This window comes from Virgibacillus subterraneus (assembly GCF_900110695.1).
GTDB lineage: Bacteria > Bacillota > Bacilli > Bacillales > Amphibacillaceae > Lentibacillus > Lentibacillus subterraneus.
Genome location: NZ_FOEH01000002.1, coordinates 1 through 14,846, shown reverse-complemented (window position 1 = coordinate 14,846; position 14,846 = coordinate 1). Strand labels below are relative to the sequence as shown.

The window sequence follows — 14,846 nt, the reverse complement described above, 5'->3', positions numbered from 1 at the left end:
CAGTAACCTTTTTTATTTACGTTATTTAAAAAAACAGATAATATTGAATTAAGGCAATAAATAGATTTGGAGGGTTGATCATGGATTTAACTGTATACTTAGCGGGTCAAATTCACGATGATTGGCGGGAAACGGTAAAAACAAAAGCTAGGGAAAAAAACCTTGCACTTACAATTGTTGGACCACAAACAAATCATGAACGTTCAGACAATGTTGGGGAAGACATAATTGGTAAACAACCAGCTAGTGTTCATAAAGATGATGCAGCCTCAAGTATTAATAATTTTCGAACGCATGTTTTATTACAAAAATCCGATATAGTTATTGCATTGTTTGGTGAAAAATATAAACAATGGAATACAGCGATGGATGCAAGTACCGCAATTACAATGAATAAACCAACAATAATCATCAGGCCAGAATCACTAGTACATCCATTGAAAGAACTTTCCAACAAAGCCGACGTTACTGTCGAGACAGTCGACCAAGCATTAGAGGTACTGCAATACATTTATGAATAATAATAGCAGCGGCTAACTTCCGCTGCTATTTTTCATTGCGTATTCCCATTGACCATGTAATAGTTTAACAACATGAACGAACATTTCTTTTCTTGAGATATGGTCATTAGTAAATATACCGATGGCTCCTTCATTTTTTCGTACATCTTTTCGCTTGGCATATGTGTCCATTATATCTCCTAGCTCAGCACCACCCTGAAGCTGATCATTAAATTCATCAGGCAATAAAATCCGGGCACCACTAGCTGTGAAAACCTCCTTCTCTCTTGTAACTAATGCCCCCCAATTACATAAATAAAGTTGATCATCTACTTGCATAACACCACCTTCTAATCCGATTCCAATTTTACCCGCGGTAGTTTCTATGCATTGCATTGCACGGTTCATAGCACCCTCTCTTGTTTCAGAATCCGAGAGCGGCTGCGCACTCACTTTTGAAGGTACATCATAACCAGTAACGATATCCGTTAAAAAGACTTCCTCAACTGCCTTTCTCTTTGTAGGGTTTTTTGATCCAATAATCACTTCCATTGAAAACACCTCTCGATCTTTCAAAATTGAAGCTGCTATCAACGCTGATAGCAGCTCTCTAGTTTAAAAATTAATTAGCTTTTTGAATTGTTTCTACTGTGTTTTTATCAGTAGCTTTCACAAGTTTGACGATCAATTCTTTTGCAGCTTGATAATCATCCACATGAATCATGGATGCGGATGTATGAATATAGCGTGAGCAAATTCCAACAACCGCAGATGGTACTCCATCATTTGATAAATGGACACGACCTGCATCTGTACCACCTTGTGAAACAAAATACTGGTAAGGAATATTATTAGATTCTGCTGTATCCAAAATAAATTCCCGCATACCACGGTGTGTTATCATTGTACGATCAAAAATACGAAGCAATGCTCCCTTGCCTAGTTGGCCAAATTCCTTATCATCACCTGACATATCATTTGCCGGTGACGCGTCAAGCGCATAAAAGACATCAGGCTTAATCATATTAGCTGCTACCTGTGCACCGCGCAATCCTACTTCTTCTTGAACTGTCGCACCTGAGAACAATTGATTTGGGAGCTTTTCACCTTTTAATTCTTTTAGCAATTCAACAGAAAGACCACAACCATAACGATTATCCCATGCCTTAGCAAGAATCTTTTTATCATTAGCCATTGGTGTAAATGGACAAATTGGAACAATAGGCTGTCCAGGTTTAATACCGATTCTTTCCGCATCCTCTTGATCATCAGCACCAATATCAATAAGCATGTTACTGATTTCCATTGGTTTTTTCCGTTGTTCCGGCGTTAAATTGTGTGGAGGAGTTGATCCAATCACGCCAGTCACAGGACCATTTTCAGTCATAACCTGTACACGTTGAGCTAGTAGCACCTGGCTCCACCAGCCACCTAATGTTTGAAAGCGGATCATACCATTCTTTGTAATTTGTGTGACCATAAAACCAACCTCGTCCATGTGGCCTGCCACCATAACGCGAGGACCTTCACCATTTTTTACACCAAAAACTCCACCGAGATTATCCTGAATCACCTCGTCAGCGTACTTTCCGAGTTCTTCTTTCATAAACTTACGAACAAGGTGCTCATTTCCTGGCGCCCCTTGCATTTCTGTCAGTGTTCTGAATAAGTCTGTTGTTTCCTGATTCATTTGTATTCCTCCATCTATACTATATTTATTTTTATGTAGTATAATAAGTATAACGGAAAATGACTTCTTCTTTCCACCAATCAACTAAATTTGTGTTTTAGTTTCTATTTTAATTTGTTTCAGTTATACTAATTATTAAATTAGACTTTAGAAACTAGAATAAGAAATTTATTTCAAGAGGTGAATATAAAATGAATGTAAAACGAGCAGCTCTTGCAGCAGGATTGGGTGTAGCAGTAGGATATCTTGCAAAGCAACAAATCGACCAATACCAGAAGATAACCCCGGAGAAAGCTTTAAAACAAGCAAAGGAAACATTTAAAAAACAAGGTCCTATAAGTGGCTCATGGATTTATATGAAACCAGAAGAAGTCGAGAAAAACGGACTCTTGTATAATGCCTATCGTGGCGGGGTCACCCGAAACATCGATGGCGAAAATAAACAATATGAGTTTTATGTAGATGTAGAAACAGGCGCTGTTATTGGTGCCGTGCAAACAGCATAATGAGGACAAATGCGCTGGAGCTAGACGTAGCAGATTCTGTAATCCAGGTATCCACAGCACTCAAATTTTATAGTTTCTTAAGCAAGTAAAAAGTCATCTGTCAGAAGATGGCTTTTTTATAATTATTTATGGTTTTTTCGTATATATTGTTACTCTTTATCCATCGTAGTTGATATAAGCTGTGACACAGATTCGCTTAATATCATTTAGTGAAGCTCTCTGACCACGCATCTGGAATATACTCGCTTTCACCGCTCAGGGTACAAAGGCGACATCTGTTCAAGCTGAAGCTTTCACAGTGTCTTCTTAGCCGTGTGCTCACCACGAGCCTCCACAGGAGTCACGCAAATTCCAACAGCTGATTTAAGTGATTTCAAAATCTTGCTTTTATGCGTCACAATATATTTTGATTGATCAAGATATATTGAGCACAACCCAGCGCAGGAAATACACGTAGACTCCTGTGGGAGCTGAGGCCTAGATGAGACTACGCAGCGACGTAGGTGCGCGAAGTGTATTTCCGAAACGGCATAATAGCACTAAAACTTTTTAAAAAGTACTTCGCAGTTTATATCTTTTGTATCAAAAACAACAGATTCTAGAAATAGCCTTATTTATAGTCGTATCGTGTCCGTTCAATTTCATCAATTCGCTTTCCTGATTCATCAAATTTAATTGCACGTAAATAAGCATCATGGTAAAACGTATACCACGCTTTTTTCTGATAACCAAAATCCATACATTTTTCTTTCTGATGTACAGAAGTTACCGGGTAATCATCATATGCAAGTGCCCATAATTTATTCTGATGAGCATGGGTTGGCATTATATCAGCCATATGGATAAATACCTCATCTCCATCTTCAAAAACTAAAATACAATGCCCATCACTATGTCCACCTGTATGAATCATTTTAAGCCCATCAACGATCGAAATTTCATTTTCAAATGGCTGCACTTGATCTTGAACTGGTTTCCAGTTTTCTTCCCAATATGTATTTATGGAGCGAATATTCGGATTTTGCATTTCATTCCATTCTACTGCCGATACATGAATAGTAGCATTTTCAAATACAGGTACATATTCATCATTCATTTTTTTGGTCAATCCACAAGCATGATCAAAATGCAAGTGCGTCATTAACATTGCATCGATATCTTTAACTGTTAATCCCAATTCAGCAAGTGATTTATCAATAGATGATTGCTCCAAAACACCAAAATTACGTAATTGCTTATCGGTTAATTTTCCGTTGCCCATGCCAGAATCTATCAAGAAATTTTTACCATCAACTTGCAATAATAACGGATCAGTTCTTAGTTCAATTTGATTCTTTTCATTAGGTGGATACTTCTTACTCCACAATGCCTTTGGAACAACACCAAACATGGCACCTCCGTCAAGGAAGTTCACCCCACCATTTAACCATGTCAATTTTGCTCGTCCAACTTGAAGTTCTTCCATTCTTACACCATCCTTTCACTATATTAATAGTGTAGCTAAAGAATATATTTCGTGCAAATACTTAGAAGAAAAAAAGGAAAAGCATGTTCAGAAGACGAAAAAATATACGAAGAGTGTGGCAATTCGATGTTGACTTAAATTAGACACGGGGAAAAAAGTTCACTAGGATCTAAGCGTTGGCTGGCAAGAACGCCAAGTCTTGTGACGTCACCAACAGTAATGCGCCGGAGCAGATCCTGGATATTTTAGAGATTCAATTAACCACAGTAATAGTTTCACTATATACAAAAAAGAACCCAGATGAATTGGGTTCTAAGAAAATTGGGCACGGCATCGATAGATTACTTGTCCGTTTGCCGAAAATTTAGCTTCGTATTCTGTCATGACGTTTTCAGGGTCCTCTGCTTTATGAAGGTCCAAATTAACTTCTTTAAGGTCCATGCCAAACTCAGAGAAACTAACAAGTGAGTATTCAAATAACCCACGATTATCGGTTTTCAATATGAGCTCACCATTAGGCTGTAGGACTTCCTTGTATTGATCTAAAAACGTACGAAATGTTAAACGTCTCTTCTCGTGTCGATTCTTTGGCCAAGGATCAGAAAAGTTTAGATATATGGTAGAAATTTCATTTTCTGCAAAAATTTCTCTTAATTTTTCTGCATTTTCATTAATCAGTAGAATATTATCCTGGTCTGTTTCCATTAATTTTTGAGCTGCAGTTACAACAATACTCTTTGCAACCTCAATTCCTATAAAATTGATCTCTGGAAATTGCTTAGCCATTCCTGCTAGAAATTGGCCTTTACCAGTACCTATCTCCAGATGAATTGGATTGTTATTTCCAAATACTTCATGCCATATATCCTTTTTTTCAGATGGATCAGGAATTACAAAATGACTGTTTTCTTTTAGGAAGTCATCTGCCCATGGTTTATTACGTTGACGCACCATTAGCACCACACTTTCTTGATGATTAGTATAGAAAAAAAATAATTGGTTAATACTATAAGTTGAGGTGATTTCGATTGACATTAACCGTTCATAATCAATTAAGGTTACTGCATGATATTTTAAGTGAACAAACAGAGGATTGCTGTGGTGAAATTTCAGAATATCAGCAAATAAAAAGATTAGTGCAAGCCATGATGGCAAACAACAGCATCTCTGATGAACAGCTACTTCAATTATTGCCAGAAATATATAATTATGGCCGCCAAGGTGAGATAGCGCAAAATGATGAAGAGCACATCACTACAAATCAAGAGAACATTAAAACATGGGTAAGTGCTATTCAGCAAACTAATTTAGAATAACGGATTCTACATGAAAATTTAAATTACTTAAATCCTTTAATCTACTATTAGCCTTATTCATTTCATCTCGTTCATTATGCCAGCATAAATACGAAAGTGCATCTATTATCAAGTACCAATATATGCGTTCAATTAACTGGTCATTTTTTGTTTCACCGTAATGTTGAAGCCATTGATTCCAGTCTTCCTGCGGTATATACCACTTTAAGACAAATCCAAAATCCATTGCAGGGTCAGCAATCATTGCATTATCCCAATCAACCAAATACAGCTGACCTTTGTTCGTTAGCAAAATATTATTATGATTCAAATCACAATGACACACCACCTGTTGTTGTCCACGTGTTACAGGAAGTAATCGGTGTAGATAATGAATGGCGTTACGAACTTCTTTATGTTGTTCTATCAAACCATTCGTTTTTACTTGTTCAGCTATTTCAGAAAATCGATCGTCTGGTGTGACGGCTTTTTTACCCATACGCATGAGCATATGCAACAATTCAGACGAGTTGTGTATTTTACGGATTAAAGAAGCTACCTGGTGATGTTGCATTTCCAATGGGTTAAGTTCTCTTCCATCAAGCCACTCCTGAGCAGTAACGACATCACCATTTTTCATCCGTTTTGTCCAAACAAGCTTAGGGACAATTCCCTCTGCAGATAACACTGCCAGGAATGGGGAGGAGTTTCGTTTTAGAAACAGCCGTCGATTGTTATTTTCTGCTATAAAGGCATCACCAGTCAACCCACCGGCCGAGGTAACATTCCATTCTTTTCCTAGTGCTTGTTCAAGCCAATTCACCGTACATACCTCAAATCATCATCTATATTTTTGCATCTTATTATAATTTTATTTTAAAAAAGAGACATGAGAATAGATTATAGGAATTCTACATTAATTTCAAGCAAAACTTACGCGCCAACAACCTCAATAGCGTCTTGTTGCTTCGTAATAACACAAGAGAAGCAAACATCCGTCTGCCCATCTACTTGATAAGGAATCTTCTTCTTAGAAGAAATTTCGAGACGATTTGCTTCCATAAGCTCTACCTCTTTAAAGTTAACATGCTTCCCGCTAAATACTGTCATAAAAACGCCTAATACCTTCCATTTTGATATTGAATGGATGAAAAGTACAGGAAAAATACCGGCTTGTATCGTTGCATTAGGTATAATTTTCATACCTCCACCATAAAAGGGATGTTGTGCAATTGTTACCATCCAGCAATTGGAAAGCTTATATTTTTTACCATCTACTATTATTTCTAGATTCATTGGTCTAAAGCTGAATAATACTTTTATAAGTCCTATCACATAACTAATTTTACCTAAGTGGAGATTACTTAACAGTTTTTTATACTTTGAATTATTTACAGCTTTTGCAATTTCCGCATCAAAGCCAAAGCCGATACTATTAACTATATTACGTGGACTTTTTCCTATTTCCTGATAACATCCTAACCAATAAGATTTGCTGTTTTGACGTACAATTCGTTGAAAGATTTCAACTGGTTTTCCTTTTATATCACAACCCCTTGCAAAATCATTTCCAGACCCTGCAGGAATAAATGAAACAGGTACTACTGGTTTACAAAGGCCATTTATTACCTCATGTAACGTTCCATCACCACCGATAACAACTACACAGGTAACGATTCCTGGAAAATCAATAGGCAGGTGTTTGGCAATTCGTTCCGCATGTCCGAAATATTCCGTGAAAAAACACTTACTATCTATTTGTTTAAAGGCTTCTGTTTTTGAAATCTTTGAATATGCCTTCTTAGCGCCCCCATTTCCTGCAATCGGGTTTACAATAAATATATACATTTACTCATCCTCTGTACCAACTGAAAATGTATTATTATCTTCTTCCCACTCCGGTCGCTTAACGGATGTTGATTGGCAATTTTTTAATAATAAATCTGCAATTTTTAGCTGACTGCTTTTCAGGGGCGATACAAGGCTTCGTTTCTCTTTAAACCATTTCTTATAATTATATTTCCCAATTATTTTTGTATTAAATGGTTCTGAAATAAATTCAATATTATTTACTCGTGATAATACAACTTTATTAATAGGAAATTCAATATCTTCTTTACTCAATATACTTTTAACAAGTTGTTCAGTACGTTTTAAAGCAATCATAGGACTTAGTATTTTGGACTGTTCCTCTCTTTCTTCTACTATCCATGTGCGCTCATCATCCGCTACTATTTTTGCGTTATGATTTTTTTCAATTAAATATATGATTTCTATACCAATAGGGCTAAGCAGGATAATTTCTCCATCAATTGGAGCTTTTTTTATATTAAAAATTGGATAATACATTAATAAATAAGTATCAGGAAACCTTTGCAGAAAATACCTTAGCGTATCATCCTGATAATAACTCTTATCCATAAATGATACATCAGTGACAGTTGATGTAGCCCACTTTAATTGCAGTGGGAATAATTTATTTAGAAAATACTGCTTTAAGTCATTTTCTGTCTTGGGTAGAACATTATCCTCATCTGCTGCATCTTCCCCTTCAGTTTGCCAGTTTCCTGTTTTTATGAATGATTTCCATTTCGAAAAAGTTGAGCTCTGTTCCTCATGTTCCTCTTCTCCAGCCTTTACAGTACCTTCTTTCATCGACATATATTGAAGTTTTTTCCAATTATCTTGTTTCAGACGCATATATTGACTAGGATAACGGTATGCGTTCCACTCATACCGGGATATATAATCCTGCAGCTTAATTAATTGAGCCACTTAATCAACCTCCCCTTTTAGTTCATATGCAGCTACAACTTCATATTTTGGTGTCCTAGCAGGAAAAATCCGGTATACAATAACTTGATTTACAATCAAGTCCAATCTTTCATCATTATCATATTGTTCCTTTAACCCGGACATGCTCACTTCTTCACCATTCCATTTTTTTGCAAGCGTTATGTGTGGAGAAAAAGGTCGTCTATCTTTCTCGAAACCAGCACTCACCGAAACGTCTTCCACATCATGGTGTAATGCTGCCAAAGCACTTGTTTTGTCAACACCCACCCATAATACACGTGGTTTTTTTGGATTACCAAAGAACCCTAATGATCCTGTAGCTATTTTAAATTCATTTGTTTTTTCTAAAACATTCAAGTAATTCAAAAGTTGATTAAGTTTATTAGATTCCACAGACCCCAAAAATTTTAACGTGATATGTAAATCTTCTTTATTCGCCCACTGTTTATAGGGCAACTCTTCTTTTAAATCAAATTGCCATTTAGAATAGTATTCTTTATGCCTTTCTTTCAGTGGGATAGCAATAAAATAGTGTGGCTCATTTGTCATAACCATTCCTCATTTTCGTTTTTAACACTTTTTAGAAATCGGCAGTTTTTTGGCGAAAGCATCTTTTACAGTTAGAAAGTATTTTTACTTTCTTAACTTATAAACAAAGTATTTAAAATATTTACATTTTTAGTGTAAAATAAGAATAACAATACAGATTCACTTGCACCACAAGAGAATGATTTTTTTTAAGGAGTGGTTCTTTGAATCAACCAACATCCAGAATGCTAACTAGAGTCAAAGCTGTCTATCTTTATATTAGAGAGAATGGGACAGTTTCGACTACGGAATTAGCTGAAGAATTCGGAACTACTGACCGCACTGTTCAGCGTGATTTGAACGTTTTGGAACATAACGGTTTGGTAAGTAGTCCTAATCGCGGCAGATGGAAAACGACAAGTAAACCTGTAAAAATATCTTAAGAATATGGAGATATCCGCTGACAGATGCCTTTGTCAGCTCTTTTTTTGGGAAAGACAATACTTCATTTCATCCTTAGTCAATTCTCGAATATCACCTGTTGAAAGATTACAATCAAGCTCTAACTCACCCATTCTAATCCGCTTTAAATATACAACTTTCTTATTCACCGCATCAAACATACGTTTCACTTGATGAAATTTACCTTCTGTAACAGTTACCTCAATTTCGGATTGAATGTCAGTATGCAAAATTTGTAATCTGGCTGGCTTCGCCTGATATCCATCGTCAAGAGTGATCCCATTTTTAAATTTTATAATATCGTCTTCTGTAACATGTCCTTTTATTTTAGCATAATATGTCTTTTCTACATCTTTTTTGGGAGAAATAAGCTGATGCGCTAACTCCCCATCATTCGTTATTAGCAGTAACCCTTCTGTATCCTTATCAAGCCTGCCTACAGGGAATGGATTAAAAAGCTGGTAGGATGACGGCAACATATCAATCACTGTTTTATTCCGATTATCCACTGTTGCCGATACATAGCCAGGAGGTTTGTTCATCATCAAATAAATGTATTTTTGATACTTAACTATTTCTCCTTGTACTTTTATTATGTCCATTTCTGTATCTACATGCATGCTTCCATCTTTCACTGTTTTCCCATTGACACTAATATGCTTCTTTTTCAGTATTGCCTTTATATCTTTCCTACTGCCAAAGCCCATATTAGATAATAATTTATCAAGCCGCACGATATAAAACTCCTTACCTGTGAAAAAATTTGTCTAAAACCCGTACACGATTGCCTAATAAACGTTCAAGAAGTGTTGATTCATAGGCAAACCATAGATAGACTCCTCCACCAGCAAGTACTCCAGTCATTAACATAATAGTAGCTGACAAACGTGAATCTTCATATGCTAAAAATGTTCCAAATACTACTTTCACAATCCATATAGCAATACACATAATTATGGTAAATATACAAATTAATAAGAAGCGTTTAAAAGTTTGTTTGAATGAAAACCGAGTTGACGATTTTATACGCCAAATATTTAGAATTACTGCAGTTCCCGCAGCAAGAGCTGTCCCAAAAATAGCTCCTTTTGCCCCAAAGACATGAATTAGCTGGATATTAAGCAGTACCTTTACTAACAAGCCACCGGATAAACTGATTACCGCAAAACGCTGCTGATTAACTCCCTGTAGTATAGCTGACGTTACCGTAAATAAAGCAAATAATAATGCAACTGGTGCATACCAGCCTAGTAATGTGCCTGTGATATTGATATTCCCCATACCATAAAGAGAACCATATGCTACATCTGACAGCATTGACAGGCCAACAACTGCGGGAACAACAAGAATTAGTACTATTTGTAATGATTGATTAATTTGTTGATTCAACAGCTGTTTATTATCTTTCGTAAATGATTTTGTAAGAGCTGGTATAATAGCTAATGATAGTCCAGTTGCAATCGTTACAGGGATAATTACAAGCTTATGACCATACAAATTAATAGCCGAATAAGATGTTTCAGATACCTCTCCATTTCCAACAGCAATCATTGCCCGTTCAAACGTAAACAGATCAACTGACTGATATAATGGAATTGCAATCCCTACTAATATAAAAGGTCCTGCATAACTGAATAGTTCCTTAATAAGATCTTTTTTAGGAATATCATGTTTGACACGTTGTTGCTGTACCTGCTTTTGTATAGCAGGTTTCCTTTTACGCCAATATACGAATAAGACGACACATGATGCTAATGCTCCTATAACAGCTGCAAATGTCGCAAAACCAACTGCAGTAGCTATTGACCCATTAAATAAAGTAATAACGATAAACGTTGCACTTAATAAAAAAACAATCCGCGCAATTTGTTCTATCACTTGTGAAACTGCGGTTGGCGCCATTGATTCATATCCCTGAAAGAACCCTCGAACAATACTCATTGCTGGTATAATCAATAAGGCAAAACTAACCGCTCTAATGACCATTGAGACATCTGCAATTTTAATTTCACCAATATCTTCATTTGATATGATTAAACTAGCCATTAGTTCAGCGCCGAAGAACAAAACAAGGAAGCCAAGAAAACCCGTAGCCGCCATTAATGATATTCCTGCCTTAAACATGCGCATTCCCGTTTCATAATCACCCAATGAATTATACTTAGAGACAAACTTCGAAACGGCTAATGGTACACCAATTGTGGATATACTAATTAAAATACTATATGGAGTATAGGCATAAGAGTAGAGCGTTCCGCCTGTTTCACCAACAAGCCAATGAAAAGGAATAACATAAATCATCCCTAGAAACTTAGATAAAAATGACGCACCTGTAAGTAACATAGTGCCTCTAACAATATTCGACATTATTTCACCTGCATCTATTTAAAAATTACGTTTAAAGTTATTTTATCACAGATAATTAATATGTACGTTATGATTTGTCAAAGGCATTCGAAAAATAATATTATTTTTGCACTTTTTATTAATACAAATTAATATTGATTTAAAATAAATGAGTGCTTGTTACCATATGAAAGTTTTTGTTTTTTCTAAATGCAACCGGAAAAGTGGTATGCTAGTAACGAAAGGAATGAAGAATCTTGTCATACGATGTAATAATAATTGGAGGCGGTCCATCAGGACTAATGGCTTCAATTGCTGCAGCTGAAAGTGGAGCTAAAACAATGTTGATTGAGAAAGGTAAGAAGCTAGGTACGAAACTTGCTATTTCTGGTGGAGGTCGTTGCAATGTAACTAACCGGCTGCCAGAAGATGAAGTTATTAAACACATTCCAGGAAATGGCAAGTTTCTATATAGCCCATTTTCCGTATTTAACAATTACGATATTATCGACTTTTTTGAAGGGATGGGTGTTGGTCTTAAAGAAGAAGACCATGGTCGTATGTTCCCTGCATCAAATTCTGCAAAAACCGTGGTGAATGCATTAATCAATAAGTTGGATGAACTGCATGTTGAAGTAAGGATGAGCACTACCGTTAGAGCTGTTCATTATGATGAAAATGAACATATTATTATTTTGAATGATGACTCGAAAATACATACTAAATCACTTGTCATAGCGGTTGGAGGAAAGGCTGTTCCGCATACAGGGTCTACTGGTGACGGCTACGAATGGGCAAAAAAAGCCGGGCATACTGTTACCGAATTGTATCCAACTGAAGTTGCACTTACCTCCAATGAACCATTTATTAAAAATAAAAGCCTGCAAGGTTTATCCTTACGTGATGTAGCTTTAACTGTATTAAATAAAAAGAGCAAGCCCATCATCACACACCAAATGGACATGATATTTACCCACTTTGGCATATCAGGTCCTGCGGTGTTACGATGTTCCCAATTTGTTGTTAAAGAACTTATGAAGGGGCAAAATGAGGTTCAAATGATTCTTGATGTGCTACCTGATGAACAGGAGGAGAAATTGATACAATCCATTTTGAGTTCCATGGAAGAGAATCCCAAAAAATCCATAAAAAATATTTTGAAAGGATTAATCCCGGAGCGACTCCTTACTTATATTCTGAATAAGCATCAAGTTAGCGAAGAGCAAAAAGCAGCAACCGTTTCTAAAGAAATCATTCGGACAATCGTTCATGATATTAAGCATTTCTCTTTTAATGTCAATGGATCATTATCACTTGATAAAGCATTTGTAACTGGGGGTGGAGTTTCCATTAAGGAAGTTGTTCCTAACACAATGCAATCTAAAATAATGCATGGACTTTATTTTTGCGGTGAGATACTGGATATACATGGCTACACTGGAGGCTATAATATCACATCTGCATTAGTTACAGGCAGATTGGCTGGTATCAATGCTGCACTAGAAACTGGTAATTATACTGGTATTTGATACCTAACATGTTTTAAAACTTTTGTGCCATCCTACTAATGTATGGGGATAATCTAAGGAAGGGTTGGATTGCAATGCAAAGGAATGACATGTGGATACCTTTACTCGCTTCAGTAGGTGTTGGTGCAGCAACTTACTATACAATGACCAAAAACAATCAAAACTTTGGTCAAACAATGCAAAAAATGATGCCTTTCGTTTCACAAATGAACAGTGGTGGAAATCAGCAACAGTTTAGTCAGAATGGAATGGGTTAAACGCACCAGAAGCGCTCCAGATGGGGCGCTTTTAATTTACTAAAATCACAATATCTTCGCAATTACTGATGTAAGCGTGATATTAATCACAATAAAATAGCTTATGCAGGTGTACCATTCATACTACAAACAGCTAACTTAGGAGTGATTAAAATGGTCGAATCTGTAACGACATTTGATGGATGGTATACACTACATGATTTTAGAACAATTAATTGGGAAAAATGGCAGCGAGCCACAGAAGATGAAAGAAATGAGGCTCTAATCGAGTTTCATAATTTGTTAAGCGAGTGGCAAATTGTAGAAGGTAACCAGGAAGGCAGACATGCTTTATACTCAATTATTGGACAAAAGGCTGATCTAATGATTATGGTTCTCCGTCCAACCATGAAGGACTTAAACAAACTTGAGAGCCAATTTAATAAGTCAGCACTTGCTCACTATACACAACCTGTAAATTCATATGTGTCAATTATTGAGAAGAGCTCTTATACAAAACGTGAGACAGATCCATATAAGGATCCAGCAATGCTGGCAAAACTTTATCCAACCATTCCCAAAACACAATATATTTGCTTTTACCCAATGAGTAAGCTTCGAGGAGAAATAAACAATTGGTTTACGTTGCCAAAAGAAGAACGTGGTCGTATGATGTTTGAACACATAGCAACTAGTAAGCCATATACAGAAGATATTAAACGTATTATAACAGGTTCAATTGGCTTTGATGACTACGAATGGGGAGTCTCCCTATTTTGTGATGACCCACTGAAGTTCAAGAAGCTTATATATGATACACGATTTGATGAGGTCAGTGCCAAGTATGCTATTTTCGGGACATTTTATATTGGGAACTATTTACTTAAAGAAGAAATTAATACTTATTTTGAAATCTAATCATTTAATATGAATATCAGGTGTGATACTCCCACAGCTACATTAAAATTAAGGCAAGAAAGATTGACGCTATTATGATGAAGTATTATAGACGTAGTAGCAGAAATAAGAGGAAAAGGGGATCGGAATGTGAATCTCAAAGTAATGAAGTGGATCGTGGTTCCGCTGAATAAAAAAAGCCGTTCTGAAGAGTTGAATCGGTTCCTGGATCCGTTATTTACCCAATAAAAATGAAAAATATGGTTGAATAGGGTAAATAGAGGAATAAGGATTACATAACACGATTAAAAAAGGCGTTTCTCAGGAAATAACGGAATGAGGATCCGGCAATTCAGTGGGCACAATCCTGTTTATTGAATTAATACATTTAAACGATTGGATGGCGTTAGTTGAAGAAGCATTTGAAAATAAAAATAGCAGGAGGCTGGGATAAAAAGTGTTTTAGTCAAAGTGAAATACGAACTATGATTTGTAATTCTTGAAATAGAATTCGAATTAGTTCGGATTTATTTTGTTGCTGATTAGATATAAACTGCGAAGTAACATGGAAAAATACTCAACCGGGGCTCATAACT

At 36.2% G+C, this 14,846-nt stretch carries 17 protein-coding genes; 7 read left to right on the top strand and 10 right to left on the bottom strand.

Annotation, left to right across the window (positions count from 1 at the left end):
• Positions 1 to 80: 80 nt before the first annotated feature.
• Positions 81 to 521: a YtoQ family protein gene (locus BMY13_RS06515; protein ID WP_092503487.1), complete on the top strand. Its 441-nt coding sequence runs from the start codon at positions 81 to 83 to the stop codon at positions 519 to 521.
• A gap of 12 nt (positions 522 to 533) precedes the next feature.
• Here BMY13_RS06515 and BMY13_RS06510 read toward each other — a convergent pair whose 3' ends face one another.
• Together BMY13_RS06510 and BMY13_RS06505 are read right to left on the bottom strand one after the other, a co-directional pair.
• Complete coding sequence (locus BMY13_RS06510; RefSeq protein WP_092503485.1) at positions 534 to 1,052, bottom strand: DUF84 family protein; 519 nt, start codon at positions 1,050 to 1,052, stop codon at positions 534 to 536.
• 70 nt (positions 1,053 to 1,122) lie between these two features.
• Positions 1,123 to 2,190, bottom strand: a complete 1,068-nt coding sequence (locus BMY13_RS06505) for a M42 family metallopeptidase (protein WP_092492269.1) — start codon at positions 2,188 to 2,190, stop codon at positions 1,123 to 1,125.
• A 191-nt stretch (positions 2,191 to 2,381) separates the two neighbouring features.
• On the opposite strand from BMY13_RS06505, the gene BMY13_RS06500 reads away from it, so the two are divergent.
• Positions 2,382 to 2,696 (top strand): PepSY domain-containing protein, encoded by a 315-nt coding sequence (locus BMY13_RS06500; RefSeq protein WP_092492268.1) that lies wholly within the window; start codon positions 2,382 to 2,384, stop codon positions 2,694 to 2,696.
• Positions 2,697 to 3,306: 610 nt separating this feature from the next.
• Here the strand turns inward: BMY13_RS06500 and BMY13_RS06495 are convergent.
• The gene (locus BMY13_RS06495; RefSeq protein ID WP_092503483.1) at positions 3,307 to 4,161 is read right to left on the bottom strand and encodes a YtnP family quorum-quenching lactonase; all 855 of its coding nucleotides are present in this window, start codon (positions 4,159 to 4,161) and stop codon (positions 3,307 to 3,309) included.
• A 312-nt stretch (positions 4,162 to 4,473) separates the two neighbouring features.
• On the bottom strand, positions 4,474 to 5,112 hold the full coding sequence (gene trmB, locus BMY13_RS06490; protein ID WP_092493219.1) for a tRNA (guanosine(46)-N7)-methyltransferase TrmB: 639 nt from the start codon (positions 5,110 to 5,112) through the stop codon (positions 4,474 to 4,476).
• Positions 5,113 to 5,189: 77 nt separating this feature from the next.
• Here trmB and BMY13_RS06485 point away from each other — a divergent pair, with 77 nt between their 5' ends.
• Positions 5,190 to 5,477 carry a YtzH-like family protein gene (locus BMY13_RS06485; RefSeq protein ID WP_092492266.1) on the top strand — a complete coding sequence of 96 codons (288 nt, stop codon included), beginning with the start codon at positions 5,190 to 5,192 and terminating at the stop codon, positions 5,475 to 5,477.
• On the opposite strand, the gene BMY13_RS06480 is transcribed toward BMY13_RS06485, so the two are convergent.
• The 4 genes from BMY13_RS06480 to thpR form a co-directional block, all read right to left on the bottom strand.
• A complete protein-coding gene (locus BMY13_RS06480) occupies positions 5,464 to 6,279 on the bottom strand; it encodes a phosphotransferase family protein (protein ID WP_092503481.1) in 816 nt (271 codons plus the stop codon). The genes BMY13_RS06485 and BMY13_RS06480 overlap by 14 nt on opposite strands.
• A gap of 110 nt (positions 6,280 to 6,389) precedes the next feature.
• A complete protein-coding gene (locus BMY13_RS06475) occupies positions 6,390 to 7,304 on the bottom strand; it encodes a diacylglycerol/lipid kinase family protein (protein WP_092492264.1) in 915 nt (304 codons plus the stop codon).
• Complete coding sequence (locus tag BMY13_RS06470) at positions 7,305 to 8,231, bottom strand: nuclease-related domain-containing protein (protein WP_092503479.1); 927 nt, start codon at positions 8,229 to 8,231, stop codon at positions 7,305 to 7,307.
• The gene (thpR, locus tag BMY13_RS06465) at positions 8,232 to 8,801 is read right to left on the bottom strand and encodes an RNA 2',3'-cyclic phosphodiesterase (protein ID WP_092503477.1); all 570 of its coding nucleotides are present in this window, start codon (positions 8,799 to 8,801) and stop codon (positions 8,232 to 8,234) included.
• Between the two features lie 203 nt (positions 8,802 to 9,004).
• On the opposite strand from thpR, the gene BMY13_RS06460 reads away from it, so the two are divergent.
• A complete protein-coding gene (locus BMY13_RS06460; RefSeq protein ID WP_092492261.1) occupies positions 9,005 to 9,223 on the top strand; it encodes a DeoR family transcriptional regulator in 219 nt (72 codons plus the stop codon).
• Positions 9,224 to 9,256: 33 nt separating this feature from the next.
• Here the strand turns inward: BMY13_RS06460 and BMY13_RS06455 are convergent, their stop codons facing one another.
• Positions 9,257 to 9,976, bottom strand: a complete 720-nt coding sequence (locus BMY13_RS06455; RefSeq protein WP_092492260.1) for a pseudouridine synthase — start codon at positions 9,974 to 9,976, stop codon at positions 9,257 to 9,259.
• A gap of 13 nt (positions 9,977 to 9,989) precedes the next feature.
• Complete coding sequence (locus BMY13_RS06450) at positions 9,990 to 11,609, bottom strand: putative polysaccharide biosynthesis protein (RefSeq protein ID WP_092503475.1); 1,620 nt, start codon at positions 11,607 to 11,609, stop codon at positions 9,990 to 9,992.
• A 236-nt stretch (positions 11,610 to 11,845) separates the two neighbouring features.
• Between BMY13_RS06450 and BMY13_RS06445 the strand changes: the two genes are divergently transcribed.
• The 3 genes from BMY13_RS06445 (at position 11,846) to hemQ (ending at position 14,271) form a co-directional block, all read left to right on the top strand.
• Positions 11,846 to 13,117 carry a BaiN/RdsA family NAD(P)/FAD-dependent oxidoreductase gene (locus tag BMY13_RS06445; protein WP_092503473.1) on the top strand — a complete coding sequence of 424 codons (1,272 nt, stop codon included), beginning with the start codon at positions 11,846 to 11,848 and terminating at the stop codon, positions 13,115 to 13,117.
• A gap of 74 nt (positions 13,118 to 13,191) precedes the next feature.
• Positions 13,192 to 13,374, top strand: a complete 183-nt coding sequence (locus tag BMY13_RS06440; RefSeq protein ID WP_092492257.1) for a hypothetical protein — start codon at positions 13,192 to 13,194, stop codon at positions 13,372 to 13,374.
• A 153-nt stretch (positions 13,375 to 13,527) separates the two neighbouring features.
• Positions 13,528 to 14,271: a hydrogen peroxide-dependent heme synthase gene (gene hemQ / locus BMY13_RS06435; protein WP_092492256.1), complete on the top strand. Its 744-nt coding sequence runs from the start codon at positions 13,528 to 13,530 to the stop codon at positions 14,269 to 14,271.
• Positions 14,272 to 14,846 lie beyond the last annotated feature (575 nt).

Bases quoted from the DNA above. Each gene is read 5' to 3' on its own strand.
- BMY13_RS06515 (WP_092503487.1), top strand. From the start codon at position 81: ATGGATTTAACTGTATACTTAGCGGGTCAAATTCACGATGATTGGCGG.
- BMY13_RS06510 (WP_092503485.1), bottom strand. From the start codon at position 1,052: ATGGAAGTGATTATTGGATCAAAAAACCCTACAAAGAGAAAGGCAGTT.
- BMY13_RS06505 (WP_092492269.1), bottom strand. From the start codon at position 2,190: ATGAATCAGGAAACAACAGACTTATTCAGAACACTGACAGAAATGCAA.
- BMY13_RS06500 (WP_092492268.1), top strand. From the start codon at position 2,382: ATGAATGTAAAACGAGCAGCTCTTGCAGCAGGATTGGGTGTAGCAGTA.
- BMY13_RS06495 (WP_092503483.1), bottom strand. From the start codon at position 4,161: ATGGAAGAACTTCAAGTTGGACGAGCAAAATTGACATGGTTAAATGGT.
- BMY13_RS06475 (WP_092492264.1), bottom strand. From the start codon at position 7,304: ATGTATATATTTATTGTAAACCCGATTGCAGGAAATGGGGGCGCTAAG.
- thpR (WP_092503477.1), bottom strand. From the start codon at position 8,801: ATGACAAATGAGCCACACTATTTTATTGCTATCCCACTGAAAGAAAGG.
- BMY13_RS06450 (WP_092503475.1), bottom strand. From the start codon at position 11,609: ATGTCGAATATTGTTAGAGGCACTATGTTACTTACAGGTGCGTCATTT.
- BMY13_RS06440 (WP_092492257.1), top strand. From the start codon at position 13,192: ATGCAAAGGAATGACATGTGGATACCTTTACTCGCTTCAGTAGGTGTT.
- hemQ (WP_092492256.1), top strand. From the start codon at position 13,528: ATGGTCGAATCTGTAACGACATTTGATGGATGGTATACACTACATGAT.